This window comes from Pseudomonas sp. MF5691, assembly GCF_016405645.1.
Classification (GTDB): Bacteria; Pseudomonadota; Gammaproteobacteria; order Pseudomonadales; family Pseudomonadaceae; genus Aquipseudomonas; species Aquipseudomonas shahriarae.
The window spans coordinates 150,416-163,824 of record NZ_JAEKDC010000005.1; the positions used below are offsets into that span (position 1 = coordinate 150,416).

Here is a 13,409-nt window from a genome sequence, read left to right on the forward strand (position 1 = left end):
GGTCAGTGCTCCAGTTGAGTCAGTTCGTGGTGGGCAAGCTGGCTACCGGCCAGTGGCAGGCGCAAGGTGAAACAGGTGCCCTGGCCCAGGGTGGAGTGAACCTCCATCTGGCCCTTGTGGTTGTTGGTGATGATGAAGTACGAGACCGACAGGCCCAGCCCCGTGCCCTGGCCGATTTCCTTGGTGGTGAAGAACGGTTCGAACGTGCGTTTGCGCACGTTCTCACTCATGCCGATGCCATTGTCTTCCACCTGGATCTCGGCCCAGGGTGGGTTGAGCCGGGTGCGCAGGATGATGCGCCCCGGCTCGCTGTCGTCTTCGCGCAGGTGGATGGCCTGGGCGGCGTTTTTCAGCAGGTTGAGCAGGACCTGCTCCAATTCGTTGGCGGTGCCCGGCACGGGGCCCAGCAAAGGGTCGAACTGGCGGATGATCGCCTGGCCCTTGAAGTCGAAGCCGATGGTCAGGTCGAAGTCGTTACCGGCAATTTCCACGGCCTGGTCAATCAGGGCCGGCAGGTCGCAAGGCGCCATCTGCCGGTTGCTGCGGCGGCTGAAACTGAGCATATGGGTGACGATTTTCGCTGCACGGGCCCCGGCTTGCTGGATGCCGTCGAGCAACTGCGGCACTTCGCGGCTTTGCAGGTAGCGGTTGACCGTTTCCAGTTCCACGCCCACCTGCTCGGCATGCTCCTGGTTTTTCGGCAGGTCCGCCGACAGGCGTCGCCGAATGTTCTGCACGTTGTGCAGGATTGCCCCCAACGGGTTGTTGATTTCGTGGGCCATGCCTGCGGCGAGCCCTCCGACTGACAGCATTTTCTCCGATTGCACCATCATTTCTTCCAGGGACAGGCGCTGGGTGATGTCGTCGATACGGATCACCACCCCGCGCCCGGCGCCACCCATCAGCGGGTAAAAGGTCAGGGCATAGTGCTTGGGTTCGTCGTCCTTGATCCAGGTAACGCGCTCGATGCGCTCCACCGTGTGCTGCTCCACCGTGGCCTTGAGCTGGGGCAGATAGGGCTTGAGCGGTTCGAAGGCGAGGAAGATCGGCTGGTTCAGGGCTTCATCCAGGCGCGTGCCGGACAGGGCGCTGGCTTCCTGGTTCCATTGGGTGACGTAGAGCTGCTCGTCCAGGGCAATCAGGGCGGAGGGCATGGAGTCGATGATGCTGTTGAGATAGTTCTGAAAGCCGGTGAGTTTTTTCTCGATCTTGCTGCGAACCTGCACTTCCAGTTCCAGCTTGCGGTTGGTATGCCGGGTTTCCTCGGCCAGACCCTGGGCCTGGTCGTAGGCGGCCTGGGAGTCGTCCCGCGCGCGCTTGAGTTGCTGTTCCCGGGCTTCGATACGCGACAGCATGGTATTGAACGCTTCGGCCAGGCTGCCAATTTCGTCATGGTTGCCGCGACCGGCTCGCAGGGCGTAGTTCTCCTCGCGGGTGACCTGGCGCGACAACTCTTCCAACTCGTGGATGGGCCGGGTAATCAGGCGTTTGATCTGCCGGGCGATCACCATCCACAGCAGGATGCTGAAAATCAGGATGCCGAGGCTGGCGGTCAGGGTGCCGGTGTAGAAGGCGACTGGCAGTTCGCTGCTGGCCACCAGCAGCAGATGCCCTGAGGGCAGGCCGGGGCGGGGCAGGGTGATGACTTGATTGCTGCGAAACTCGGTAACCCGCCACGCCTCGATGTCGCGATAGTGCGCCGGCAGTTGCAGGCGATCACCGTGTTGCAGTTGCGCCAGGCGACTACCTTCGCCGTCATACAGGGCCGCCGCCCGCAGTGGCGAATAGCTGGTCAGCTCGTTGAGCAAGGCATCGGCGTTGGCGGGAGAGTCCAGGGCTTGCGCGGCGAGGGCGGGGTTGGAAACCAGCCGGCCAATTGCCTGCAAGGCTTGCGGGGCCATGCTTTCCTGGGAGATCCAATAGGCGGCGCTGATAAAGGTCAGGTTGGCCACCAGCAGCACGGTGGTCAGCAGTACCAGCAGGGCCGCCAGCAGTTTCTGCCCGACGGGGAGGTTTTCGAGACGCTGGCGCAGTGGCATCAGGTGGTTCGCAGGCAAGGATCCAGTTGGCAGGGTAGCGCGTGCCTCAGTCGCTGGGCAATCCGTGTGCGTCCAGGTAGGCGGCCAGGCGTACCTGCAGTTGTTGCAGATGCGGCAGGCTCAAACGATGGCGCAAGGCCGCCTGGCAGGCATGGCCGAGCAGATAGCTGATCTCGGTGCGCCGCCCGTTGGCCACATCCTGGTACATCGACGAGAAGTTGGCCGCTGTCGCCTGGATCACCCGCTCCACTTCGGCCTGCAGATTCTCGGCCGCCGCGGGCTGGCCGCAGCACGTCAGCAGCTCGCCGAGCTCGGCACACAAGGTCGCCACCTCGCAGTGATGCGCCTGCAATCCGCCATTGCGGCATTGATAGAGCACCGTCAGTGGATTGATCGCACAGTTGAGTGCCAGTTTTCGCCAGAGCCGCGTGAGGATGTCGGTGCTCCACTGGTGGGGAATGCCGGCAGCGTGCAGGTCGTCCAGCCACAGCGGCGCCGTGGGATGGCTGGCGTCACCGAGCCAGGTGAAGCCGTGGCCGGCAAATACCACGCTGCCATCACTTTGCCGAAACGCACCCTCGGTGCTGGAGGCGAAGATACAGCGTGCCTGGGGCAATAGGGCGGCAACCGCATCCTGGCTGCCCAAGCCGTTCTGCAGCAGGATTACCTCGGCATTGGGTGTCAGGCGTCGTGCCAGCTGTGCGACAGCGCCAGGAGCATCGTAGGCTTTACACGCGACCAGCAGGCGATCAATTGGCTCGGGGCTGTCGGATGTTTGTGCAACCACCGGATAAGTCTGGGCATGCCCTTGTTCGACCAGGGTCAGCCCGGGAGATGCCTGATAGCGGGTCAGGCGCGCCTGATCGCGCAGGATCAGCGTGACGGGCAGGCCCGCGCGGGCCAGGCGTGTGGCCCATAATGTGCCGAGACTGCCTGCGCCGAGGACATGCCAGGTGGTGGACATCAATTTTGCTCCGTAAGCCGCTGGGTGAGCCAAGCAGCTCAGGGTAAAGAGTCGTTATAATGCCCCGGCATTTTACCCGCAAGCCAGGCGCGCTCCATCTTTACTGAGCCGCGCCCCTTTTTTATTGGAGAAACTACATGCCGTCGTTCGACGTGGTATCTGAACTGGACAAGCACGAAGTCACCAACGCCGTCGAGAACGCCGTCAAGGAGCTGGACCGTCGTTATGACTTGAAAGGCAAAGGCAGCTTTGAGTTCAAGGAAAAAGAACTGACGGTCAACCTGACCGCTGAAGCCGATTTCCAGCTGGAAGCGATGATCGAGATCCTCAAGCTGGCCCTGGTCAAGCGCAAGATTGATGTGCAGTGCCTCGAAGTCAAGGATGCCTACGCTTCGGGCAAGTTGATGAAGCAGGAAGCCGTGCTCAAGGAAGGTATCGACAAGGAGCTGGCGAAGAAAATCGTCGCTCACGTCAAGGACGCCAAGCTCAAGGTCCAGGCCGCGATCCAGGGCGAGCAGGTGCGTATCACCGGCAAGAAGCGTGACGATTTGCAGGATGCGATTGCCGCCCTGCGCGCCAAGACCTTTGATATGCCGCTGCAGTTCAACAACTTCCGCGACTGACCCGGTTCTCGGGAACCCGTGAGGGATTTCGACGTCCCACGCCACAGAACCTGCAGAAACGATTGAGCCCTACGGGGCTCAATTGCTGTGGCGACCTTTATATGCAGTGCTAAACAGGAGAATCTAGATGGACTTGAATGCTGAAGTGGATCAATTGATCAAGGCTTCCCAAGCCTGGGTCCCGATGATCATGGAGTACGGCAGCCGGGTATTGCTGGCGGTGCTGACCCTGGCCATTGGCTGGTGGTTGATCAACAAGTTGACCCACAAGGTAGGGCGCCTGCTGGCCCTGCGCAATGCCGACCTGGCGCTGCAGGGCTTTGTGACCAGCCTGGCGAACATCGTGCTCAAAGTGATGCTGATCGTCAGCGTCGCCTCGATGATCGGTGTCGAAACCACCTCGTTCGTCGCCGCGATCGGTGCCGCGACCCTGGCTATTGGCCTGGCGTTGCAAGGCAGCCTGGCTAACTTTGCCGGTGGCGTGCTGATCCTGCTGTTCCGCCCGTTCCGCATCGGTGACTGGATCGAAGCCCAGGGCACAGCGGGTACCGTCGATAGCATCCAGATCTTCCACACGGTGATCCGCACCGGCGACAACAAGACGGTCATCGTGCCTAACGGCATCTTGTCCAACGGCATCATCACCAACACCAACCGCCAACCGACCCGCAAGGTGGTGTTTGACGTAGGTGTCGACTACGAAGCCGACCTGCAAAAGGCCCGTGAAGTGCTGCTGGAACTGGCCAAGGACCCACGGGTTCTGGCGGACCCGGAGCCGGTTGCCGTGATTTCGACCCTGGGCGACAGTTCGATCACTGTTTCCCTGCGCGTATGGACCAAGACTGCAGATTATTGGGATGTGATGTTCATGTTTAATGAACTGGCGCGGGATCGTTTGAAAGCTGTAGGGATAGATATCCCATTCCCGCAGCGCGTTATTCGCATGATGCAGGAAGCACCTGCCAAGTAATAACGGGAGCAGGGATCGAACTTGGCTGAATGGTCAGGTTTAATCGCAGTAACAAACTAGATAGCTAGCTTGCTAGTTATTTAAGCAGTAGAAATATTAGTGCAATAAAAAGCCGCTCACTGATTAACAGTGAGCGGCTTTTTAATGAGGGGCCGAAGCCCCTGGGCATCTTCGATTACAAGATGTTCAGCGGGTATTGCGCGATCAGACGCAGTTCGTCGATCGACGAAGAACCGTAGTAAACGCCATCAGACGAGCGATAAGTCGCTTGGCGAATACGCAGGCTCAGGTCTTTGGCCGGGCCGCTCTGGATCACGTATTTGGCTTCGAGGTCGCGTTCCCACTCTTTGCCGTTCGAGGTCAGGGCGGTGTTGGCGCCGCTACCGGTGACGTACGAAGCCAGGAAGCTCAGGCCAGGTACACCGAAGGTGGCCATGTCGAGGTCGTAACGGGCCTTGAAGGATTTCTCGCCTTCGGCGTTGAAGTCGGAACGGGCGACGGAGTTGGCCAGGAACACTGTGCCGCCACCGTCAATGCCGTAGCCGTAGTCGCCGTCACCGGTAACCTTCTGGGCAGCCAGGGTGAAGGTGTGTGCACCGATGGTGTAGGCACCCTGCAAGCTGAACGCACGGTTGTCGAGTTTGGTCACGTCGTCTTTGAAAGCGCGTTGCAGGCCGGCACCGTCGCTCTTGGTGTCGTAGATGTTGAAGTCTACAGCCACCGACTGGTCGTCGCTCAGGGCATGGGTCCAGTTGACGTTGGCGTAGTATTTGCGCCAGTAGTCTTCGACTTTCGAGTAGTAGAGGCTGGTGGTGAACTCAGGCGTCCAACCGTAGGTACCACCCACGAAATTGGCTTGCTTGATGCCCCGGGAGGTTTCAGGGAAGTCGATGATACTGTCCCTGTAGGTTTGCGCCTGGGCAACGCTGGAAGTGAAGTGACCGGCTTCAAGCTTGAGGTCTTTGATCTCGTTGCTGACGATCGAGATACCTTGCGGCAGCTCCGGCAGCAAGCGACTGTCGTCGGACGCGAAGACCGGCGCAGTGGTGTACTGGTCGCCGACTTTCAGCACGGTATTGGAGAGACGGAACTTGATAGCGCCGCCGCCCTTGGAGTACTCATCCTCTGAGCGGCCATCCGAGCCTTCCGGGAACAAACCAGTGCCATTCCGGCCTCTGCCGCTGTCCAGTTTCACGCCCAGCAGGCCGATTACGTCAACACCCACACCGATGGTGCCCTGGGTGAAACCCGACTGGTACAAACCGTTGAAGCCCAGGCCGCTTTCCCGGGTGTAGCTTGTACCCGACGTGTTGTTGCGGTTATCCCGGCTGAAGTACAGGGCACGGGTGTTGATGCTGAAGGTGCTGTCTTCGACAAAACCTTTGGCATCATCTTGGGCGGACGCCATTGCGAACTGTGAGGTGCCTGCTGAGACAGCGAGGGCGATCATGCTCCACTTCATCACGCGCATCGTGATTTGCTCCTTTGGTTTTAGGAAGAGTACTGCCGTCCCACCTGTATTTTTGTCTGGGCGGCTCTTTCTTTTTTGTGACAACGCAAACTTATAGCACGCTGGCAATAATTGGCGATACTTGCACATCTGTCCTTTCAGCTTCTTTACGAGGCTGTCGTAAATTGCTAGATCCATGTCGCAAATCTACAGTCTGTTTGTCACCAGACTGACAACTTCAATACTGTCTTTAATACCCTGAGCAGGGGTGCAAAGTACCCTGTTCAAAGTTTTAAAACTTCCTGTAGGTGTATTGACTCACTGTTGTTTTTATCGTGAAACACTGCCTTCCTGGCAAGTGCCGTTGTCGACGATATGGGAGTGAATGCAACAAGCGTGCTCAAACTGCCGGGCGGATGTCATTTTTTCGTGAAAAATGTGTTGGATCTGTGAAAAGCGCCTGGAAACGGGGCTTTTGCGTGGTTTTTTTTGGAATTCGTGGCGCCAGTTGTGCGGGATTTCGAACGCGCAATAATACGTTTCTGTCAGAAATGTTACCGGTCCACCCTGTGGGGTGGGTAATCGGCGGATAAGCCCTGCCCGATGTAGGGCATAAAAGACTCATTTTGGTGCATCTGCCGATTGCCGCAGGTGTCGCGCGGATTGCCCCGTGAAGCAGTCGCCATTCGCAGGTATGCTGGGCGCCTGAAACTGACTAGCCGAACGGAGTGACTGCGGTGTTCGCCTTGGATCCACGTCTGCAAAACGACACCTTGCCCATCGGGGAATTCCCCCTGTGCCGGCTGCTGCTGTCCAATGACTCTAACTACCTCTGGCTTATCCTGGTGCCGCGCATTGCCGGCATCAGCGAAGTGTTCCAGCTCGACGCTGGCGACCAGTCCCGGTTGTGGCGCGAAACCACCACGTTGGCACAGTTGCTCAATGACGGGTTCGGCGCCGATAAAATGAACATCGGTGCGCTGGGTAACGTGGTCAACCAGTTACATGTGCACGTGATTGTGCGCAAACGCGACGATGCGGCTTGGCCTGCACCGGTCTGGGGCAAGCATCCGGCAGTGCCTTATAGCGACGATCAGGTGGCGCTGATTCGTACCCGCCTGCGGGAGCTGCTGCCGCCCGAATTCATTTTTGCCCAGGACTGAACCATGGACCTGCAAGACCGCGTGATGGACCTTGAGAGCCGCCTGGCTTTCCAGGACGACACCATCGAGACATTGAATGACATCCTGGTCGCCCAGCAGCGGGCGGTAGAGCGTCTGCAATTGCAGATGGCGGCCTTGCTCAAGCGTCAGGAAGAAATGGGCGGGCAGTTCGAGTCTTCCGAGGAAGAAGCGCCACCGCCTCATTATTGAGGGCTCGGGAAAAGTCCCGGCGATAAAAAACCGCGATGCAGTGTCAGCTGCATCGCGGTTTTTTTTGGGGCGTGCTCTGGGTTCAGCGACGCGGCAGGGCGGCGATCACGTCTTCAGCTTGCAGGCCTTTGTCGCGGTTCATCACGGAGAACTCCACGCGCTGGCCTTCCACCAGGACGCGATGGCCTTCGCCGCGGATGGCCCGGAAGTGGACGAAGATATCGTCGCCCGAGTCCCGGGAAATAAAGCCGAAGCCTTTAGAGGTGTTGAACCACTTGACGGTCCCGGTATCCCGGTTGGTCATGTCGTAGTTTTGCGAGCTGGCCGGGGCAGACGAACGGTAGAAGCTGATGGCCAGGTGAAGAACGATCGCGACCACCGCAATGGCCAGGCTGAGCAGGATGGCTGGATGGCCGCCGACTTCAGGCATAGGGGCCAGGAGGGTGAGGGTTTGTACCACGACAGCCAGCACCAGCAGGGCGCTGACCAGGTTTTGCAGTTGATGGCGTGTGCCTTTGTTCCAGTAGGGAATCACTGGCGCCAGCGTCAGGTTGAGAAGGCCGAACAGAGCCAGGTACAGCGCGTCGTGTTGTTGCAGGTACGGCAGGCTTTCTGGTTGCAGGCTCGGGATAAAGGACAGCAGCAAAGCTGCAGCGCCCGTTAGCAGGTGGACGATTTTCAACATTTTGATTAACTCACGTTAAGACGGATCACGAAGGAAGAGCTGACTGGCACGGTTCGCTTCTGAACAATGGGAGGCGTTGGGCACGTGCGCGATTATTCAGCCTATGCCGCTTGCCGCAGGAAATAGCGGCGGCGACACGCAGCCTATTTAACAGCAAAGCCTGTGCCTTCTCAAATCAAGCGTTTCAGGGCGTTGCAAAGATCATCGCATTTGTGCGGCAAACCCTTGTCCTAGACAGGTGTGGGTGTTTTTAACCGTGCCAGGCCTTGCCGCCCGTGGTCGAGCGCGATGCAAAGGGGCGATTTGCCGCAGGCCACCTGCGGCAGTAGGGCTGCGCAAGGCGAGGACTCTTGCTAGAGTGGGTAAGCACCTGATCAATGAATTTTCATCAATTGAAGGGAATAGACATGGCAATCGATATCGGTATCAGCGAAGAAGATCGTAAATCCATTGTTGACGGACTTTCACGGCTGCTTTCAGATACCTATGTACTTTATCTGAAAACCCATAACTTTCATTGGAACGTCACGGGGCCACAGTTTCGTACATTGCACTTGATGTTTGAAGAGCAATATAACGAACTGGCGCTGGCGGTTGACTCCATTGCCGAACGTATTCGTGCCCTGGGCTTTCCTGCGCCGGGTGCCTACTCTATCTATGCCCGTCTGTCTTCGATCAAGGAAGAAGAAGGCGTGCCCAGTGCTGAAAACATGATCAAGCAACTTGTCGATGGGCAGGAAGCTGTTACCCGCACCGCACGTGGGATCTTCCCGTTACTTGATAAAGTCAGCGATGAGCCGACTGCGGACTTGCTGACCCAGCGTATGCAGATCCACGAAAAGACCGCCTGGATGCTGCGTTCGCTGCTCGAAGGCAAATAAGCACCGCAGGCCAGTGGTGCCTGGCAGGCGCCACTGGCTTCAGCTGATTGCTTCCTGATACCTGCGTTGGCTTGTCCTACGCACAACAACTCTCCGTCTTCTGGCTGCACTTGCCTGCTTGATGTTTTATAGGCTCAACGGCCAATAACAGCCGTTTGTTCAAGAGCCGTTTGGCAAGGGAGTGTCAGGTGTATGTCGCGTAGTACGGGTAAAGGTGTGCTGGAAACTTCCGGCGTCTACAAGATAAAGATCGACCCTTTCGTCAAAGGGTTCGATATGGCATTGGCACGGCCACTGTCGCGCTCTGTCCGGTTGAATGGTTTTTCAACATGCCTGCGGCTTGAAGAAGTGTATTGGAATATTCTTGGCGAAATCGCCAGGATCAATACCTGTTCGGTCAGTGCGTTGCTGTCCTACGTGGATCGCGAGGTGCACTTGCGTTATGGCGGGGTGAAGAATTTCAGCGGTCTGGTCCGGGTCGTGTGTGTGGTTCATGCGTTGAAAGGGCAGGCTTCAGCCGTCAATCAGGCGGGCCTTATATAGCCGGGTTAGCCGAGACCGGAGCCGCAGGGGTGTTTCTATATAGTGCGTTGCACGTTGCCACGGCTGCACAGCCTCGATTTAACGGATATAATCTCGCCCTTTGCTGCGCAACCGGCTCTACCCGGGCGCAGCGCAGCAATGACGTGATCGCCGAGACATCCCATGCCCATGTACGATTACCAATGCGCTTCCTGTGGTCACCAGTTGGAAGCCATTCAGAAGATCAGCGACGCGCCGTTGGTCGATTGCCCTGCTTGCCAGGCGCCAGAGCTGAAAAAGATGCTGTCCATGCCGGGTTTTCGCCTGAGCGGTAGCGGCTGGTACGAGACCGACTTCAAGACCGGCGCCAAGAAGAATCTGGCGGGCGGCGACAAAGCAGACTGAGTTGAACTCTACGCGCGAGCTCCTGCATTATCCGTGGCCTGACTTAAAAGGTGCGGTGTCCGAGCAGGAACTCCACCGAATTTCGAATTACGAGAAGTGAAACCACTACCATGATGCGCAGCCACTATTGCGGCCAACTGAACGAGACCCTGGAAGGTCAGGAAATCACCCTTTGCGGATGGGTTCACCGTCGCCGCGACCATGGCGGGGTGATTTTCCTCGATATCCGTGATCGTGATGGTCTGGCCCAGGTGGTATTCGACCCGGATCGCGCCGAGAGCTTCGCCGCCGCCGACCGCGTGCGCAGCGAGTACGTCGTGAAAATCACCGGCAAGGTCCGCCTGCGTCCGGCCGGTGCCACCAACGCCAACATGGCGTCGGGCATGATCGAAGTCCTGGGCTACGAGCTGGAAGTGCTGAACGAGTCGGAAACCCCGCCGTTCCCACTCAACGAGTTCTCTGACGTTGGCGAAGAAACCCGCCTGCGTTATCGCTTCCTCGACCTGCGTCGCCCGGAAATGGCCGAGAAGCTGCGCCTGCGTTCGCGCATGACCACCAGCATCCGTCGCTTCCTGGACGAGAACGGCTTCCTCGACGTCGAGACGCCGATCCTGACCCGCGCTACGCCAGAAGGCGCACGTGACTACCTGGTGCCAAGCCGTACCCACGCCGGTAGCTTCTTCGCCTTGCCGCAATCGCCACAGTTGTTCAAGCAACTGCTGATGGTCGCCGGCTTCGACCGTTACTACCAGATCGCCAAGTGCTTCCGCGACGAAGACCTGCGCGCCGACCGCCAGCCGGAATTCACCCAGATCGACATCGAGACCAGTTTCCTCGATGAAAAAGAGATCATGGGCCTGACCGAAGAAATGATCCGCAACCTGTTCAAGGAAGTGCTGGGTCTGGAATTCGGCGAGTTCCCGCACATGACCTTCGAAGAGGCCATGCGCCGCTACGGTTCCGACAAGCCAGACCTGCGTAACCCGCTGGAACTGGTTGACGTTGCCGACCAGCTCAAGGAAGTCGACTTCAAGGTGTTCAGCGGCCCGGCCAACGACCCGAAATGCCGCATCGCCGCACTGCGTGTGCCAGGCGGCGCGAGCATGCCGCGCAAGCAGATCGACGACTACACCAAGTTCGTGGGTATCTACGGTGCCAAGGGCCTGGCGTACATCAAGGTCAACGAGCGCGCCAAGGGTGTTGAAGGCCTGCAGTCGCCAATCGTCAAGAACATCCCGGAAGACAAGCTCAATGTGATCCTCGATCGCGTTGGCGCAGTCGATGGCGATATCGTGTTCTTCGGTGCCGACAAGGCCAAGATCGTCAGCGAAGCCCTGGGCGCGCTGCGGATCAAGCTGGGTCACGACCTCGACCTGCTGACCTGCAAGTGGGCCCCGATGTGGGTTGTCGACTTCCCGATGTTCGAAGAAAACGACGACGGCAGCTTCAGCGCCCTGCACCACCCGTTCACCGCACCCAAGTGCACGCCACAGGAGCTGGAAGCCAACCCGGCCGGCGCGTTGTCCCGTGCCTACGACATGGTGCTCAACGGTACTGAGTTGGGCGGCGGTTCGATCCGTATCCACCGCAAGGAGATGCAACAGTCGGTGTTCCGCCTGCTGGGCATCAACGAAGCGGAACAGGAGGAGAAGTTCGGCTTCCTGCTCGATGCCCTGAAATACGGTGCTCCACCCCACGGTGGCCTGGCCTTCGGCCTTGACCGCCTGGTGATGCTGATGACCGGTGCCCAGTCGATCCGTGAAGTGATTGCCTTCCCGAAAACCCAGAGTGCTGCGGACGTCATGACCCAGGCTCCAGGTGTGGTGGATGCCAAGGCACTGCGCGAGCTGCACATCCGTCTGCGCGAGGCGCCGAAGGCTGAGTAAGGCTGCGGCGTGAAAGCGCGATAACGTTGTACGCAGTCAAAAAGGCGCATCTTCGGATGCGCCTTTGCGTTTAAAAGAGGGAAATCTCGCCTGGGGCGGGATTGAAAGGTTTCTAGAGAATTTCGGAGTTGTGTTATGGCTGGCCATTCCAAGTGGGCGAACATCAAGCACCGCAAAGAGCGTCAGGATGCCAAAAAAGGCAAGATCTTCACCAAGTGGATTCGTGAACTGACGGTTGCTGCCCGCCAGGGTGGCGGTGATCCGGGCTCCAACCCGCGCCTGCGCCTGGCGCTGGACAAGGCCCTGGGCGCCAACATGAGTCGCGACATCATCGACCGTGCCGTGGCCCGTGGCGCCGGTGCGGCGGATACCGACGACATGGTCGAGCTGACCTACGAAGGCTACGGCCCGGGCGGCGTCGCGGTGATGGTCGAGTGCATGACCGACAACCGCAACCGTACTGCGGCAGCCGTGCGCCATGCGTTCAGCAAGTGTGGCGGTAACCTCGGCACGGATGGCTCGGTGGCCTATCTGTTCGAGCGCAAGGGGCAGATTACCTTTGCGCCGGGTACGGATGAAGATGCGCTGATGGAAGCCGCGATGGAGGCGGATGCCGACGACGTGGTGACCAACGAAGACGGCTCCATCGACGTGTTTACCTCGTTTGCCGGCTTCTACGCGGTGCGTAACGCCCTGGAAGCCGCTGGTTTCAAGGGCACCGACGCGGAAATCGTCATGCTGCCGACCACCAGTGCCGAACTGGACCTGGACGGCGCGCAGAAGGTGCTCAAGATGCTGGATATGCTTGAAGACCTGGATGATGTGCAGAACGTCTACTCCAACGCCGACATTCCAGAAGACGTGGCCGCACAGCTAGTCTGAAGGCTGGTGTAGACCAAAATGTGGGAGCGGGTTTGCTCGCGAAAGCGGTCTGTCAGTCAGTCCATGCGTTGACTGAAACACCGCTTCCGCGAGCAAGCCCGCTCCCACATTGGATCTTCGCTGTATCAAAAAATGTGTTTACCCAACCTGCAGGCGTTATGACTTTAATCCTAGGTATCGACCCCGGTTCACGCATCACCGGCTTTGGCGTGGTGCAGCACACCCCGCGTGGCTGCGTCTACGTGGCGTCGGGTTGTATCCGCACCGGCGCCGGCGAGTTGGCCGAGCGTTTGCAGATCGTCTATCGCGGCGTGCGTGAAGTGATCCAGACCTACGGGCCGGTGACCATGGGCATTGAAAAGGTGTTCATGGCCAAAAATGCCGACTCGGCCTTGAAACTGGGCCAGGCCCGGGGCGCTGCGATTGTTGCCGGGGCGGAGGAGGGCATGGAAATCGCCGAATACACCGCGACCCAGGTCAAGCAGGCGGTGGTCGGTACCGGCGCGGCGAATAAAGAGCAGGTGCAGATGATGGTCATGCATATGCTCAAACTCACCTCCAAGCCACAGATCGACGCCTCTGACGCCCTGGCCATTGCCATTTGCCATGCCCATACCCGTTCCAGCCTGCTGCCCCATGGCCTTGGCACGGCACGCAGTCGTGGCGGGCGCCTGCGTCTCTGATAGCATCAGCGCAATCGTTATGGTCGGGCCTCGATCTGACCTCAAG

Annotated in this window: 14 protein-coding genes; 10 read left to right on the top strand and 4 right to left on the bottom strand. The window is 58.8% G+C overall.

What is annotated here, in order from left to right; translation table 11 throughout:
* Window positions 1–2: 2 nt before the first annotated feature.
* Together JFT44_RS09850 and JFT44_RS09855 are read right to left on the bottom strand one after the other, a co-directional pair.
* On the bottom strand, window positions 3–2,039 hold the full coding sequence (locus tag JFT44_RS09850) for a HAMP domain-containing sensor histidine kinase (RefSeq protein ID WP_120734014.1): 2,037 nt from the start codon (window positions 2,037–2,039) through the stop codon (window positions 3–5).
* Window positions 2,040–2,085: 46 nt separating this feature from the next.
* Entirely contained in the window at window positions 2,086–3,003 is a 918-nt protein-coding gene (locus JFT44_RS09855) for a putative 2-dehydropantoate 2-reductase (protein WP_057960530.1), read from the bottom strand.
* A 137-nt stretch (window positions 3,004–3,140) separates the two neighbouring features.
* Here JFT44_RS09855 and JFT44_RS09860 point away from each other — a divergent pair, with 137 nt between their 5' ends.
* Window positions 3,141–3,626, top strand: coding sequence for a YajQ family cyclic di-GMP-binding protein (locus JFT44_RS09860; RefSeq protein ID WP_057440144.1), 486 nt, complete (start codon window positions 3,141–3,143; stop codon window positions 3,624–3,626).
* 127 nt (window positions 3,627–3,753) lie between these two features.
* On the top strand, window positions 3,754–4,596 hold the full coding sequence (locus JFT44_RS09865; protein WP_057960529.1) for a mechanosensitive ion channel family protein: 843 nt from the start codon (window positions 3,754–3,756) through the stop codon (window positions 4,594–4,596).
* A gap of 175 nt (window positions 4,597–4,771) precedes the next feature.
* Here JFT44_RS09865 and JFT44_RS09870 read toward each other — a convergent pair whose 3' ends face one another.
* Window positions 4,772–6,067: an OprD family porin gene (locus JFT44_RS09870; RefSeq protein ID WP_198830604.1), complete on the bottom strand. Its 1,296-nt coding sequence runs from the start codon at window positions 6,065–6,067 to the stop codon at window positions 4,772–4,774.
* Window positions 6,068–6,783: 716 nt separating this feature from the next.
* On the opposite strand from JFT44_RS09870, the gene JFT44_RS09875 reads away from it, so the two are divergent.
* Together JFT44_RS09875 and JFT44_RS09880 are read left to right on the top strand one after the other, a co-directional pair.
* Entirely contained in the window at window positions 6,784–7,209 is a 426-nt protein-coding gene (locus JFT44_RS09875; RefSeq protein ID WP_057960525.1) for an HIT domain-containing protein, read from the top strand.
* Between the two features lie 3 nt (window positions 7,210–7,212).
* Window positions 7,213–7,419 (top strand): SlyX family protein, encoded by a 207-nt coding sequence (locus JFT44_RS09880; protein WP_029300323.1) that lies wholly within the window; start codon window positions 7,213–7,215, stop codon window positions 7,417–7,419.
* An 82-nt stretch (window positions 7,420–7,501) separates the two neighbouring features.
* Here JFT44_RS09880 and JFT44_RS28870 read toward each other — a convergent pair whose 3' ends face one another.
* Window positions 7,502–8,104: a cold-shock protein gene (locus tag JFT44_RS28870; RefSeq protein WP_057441381.1), complete on the bottom strand. Its 603-nt coding sequence runs from the start codon at window positions 8,102–8,104 to the stop codon at window positions 7,502–7,504.
* A gap of 407 nt (window positions 8,105–8,511) precedes the next feature.
* On the opposite strand from JFT44_RS28870, the gene JFT44_RS09890 reads away from it, so the two are divergent.
* The 6 genes from JFT44_RS09890 (at window position 8,512) to ruvC (ending at window position 13,363) form a co-directional block, all read left to right on the top strand.
* Entirely contained in the window at window positions 8,512–8,985 is a 474-nt protein-coding gene (locus tag JFT44_RS09890; RefSeq protein ID WP_029300319.1) for a Dps family protein, read from the top strand.
* A gap of 192 nt (window positions 8,986–9,177) precedes the next feature.
* A complete protein-coding gene (locus tag JFT44_RS09895) occupies window positions 9,178–9,528 on the top strand; it encodes a ribbon-helix-helix domain-containing protein (protein WP_057441379.1) in 351 nt (116 codons plus the stop codon).
* A 162-nt stretch (window positions 9,529–9,690) separates the two neighbouring features.
* Window positions 9,691–9,912, top strand: a complete 222-nt coding sequence (locus tag JFT44_RS09900) for an FmdB family zinc ribbon protein (RefSeq protein ID WP_057441377.1) — start codon at window positions 9,691–9,693, stop codon at window positions 9,910–9,912.
* Window positions 9,913–10,022: 110 nt separating this feature from the next.
* Window positions 10,023–11,798 carry an aspartate--tRNA ligase gene (aspS, locus tag JFT44_RS09905; protein ID WP_057960524.1) on the top strand — a complete coding sequence of 592 codons (1,776 nt, stop codon included), beginning with the start codon at window positions 10,023–10,025 and terminating at the stop codon, window positions 11,796–11,798.
* A gap of 135 nt (window positions 11,799–11,933) precedes the next feature.
* The gene (locus JFT44_RS09910; protein WP_038442836.1) at window positions 11,934–12,680 is read left to right on the top strand and encodes a YebC/PmpR family DNA-binding transcriptional regulator; all 747 of its coding nucleotides are present in this window, start codon (window positions 11,934–11,936) and stop codon (window positions 12,678–12,680) included.
* A 158-nt stretch (window positions 12,681–12,838) separates the two neighbouring features.
* A complete protein-coding gene (ruvC, locus tag JFT44_RS09915; protein WP_024077147.1) occupies window positions 12,839–13,363 on the top strand; it encodes a crossover junction endodeoxyribonuclease RuvC in 525 nt (174 codons plus the stop codon).
* Window positions 13,364–13,409: the final 46 nt, after the last annotated feature.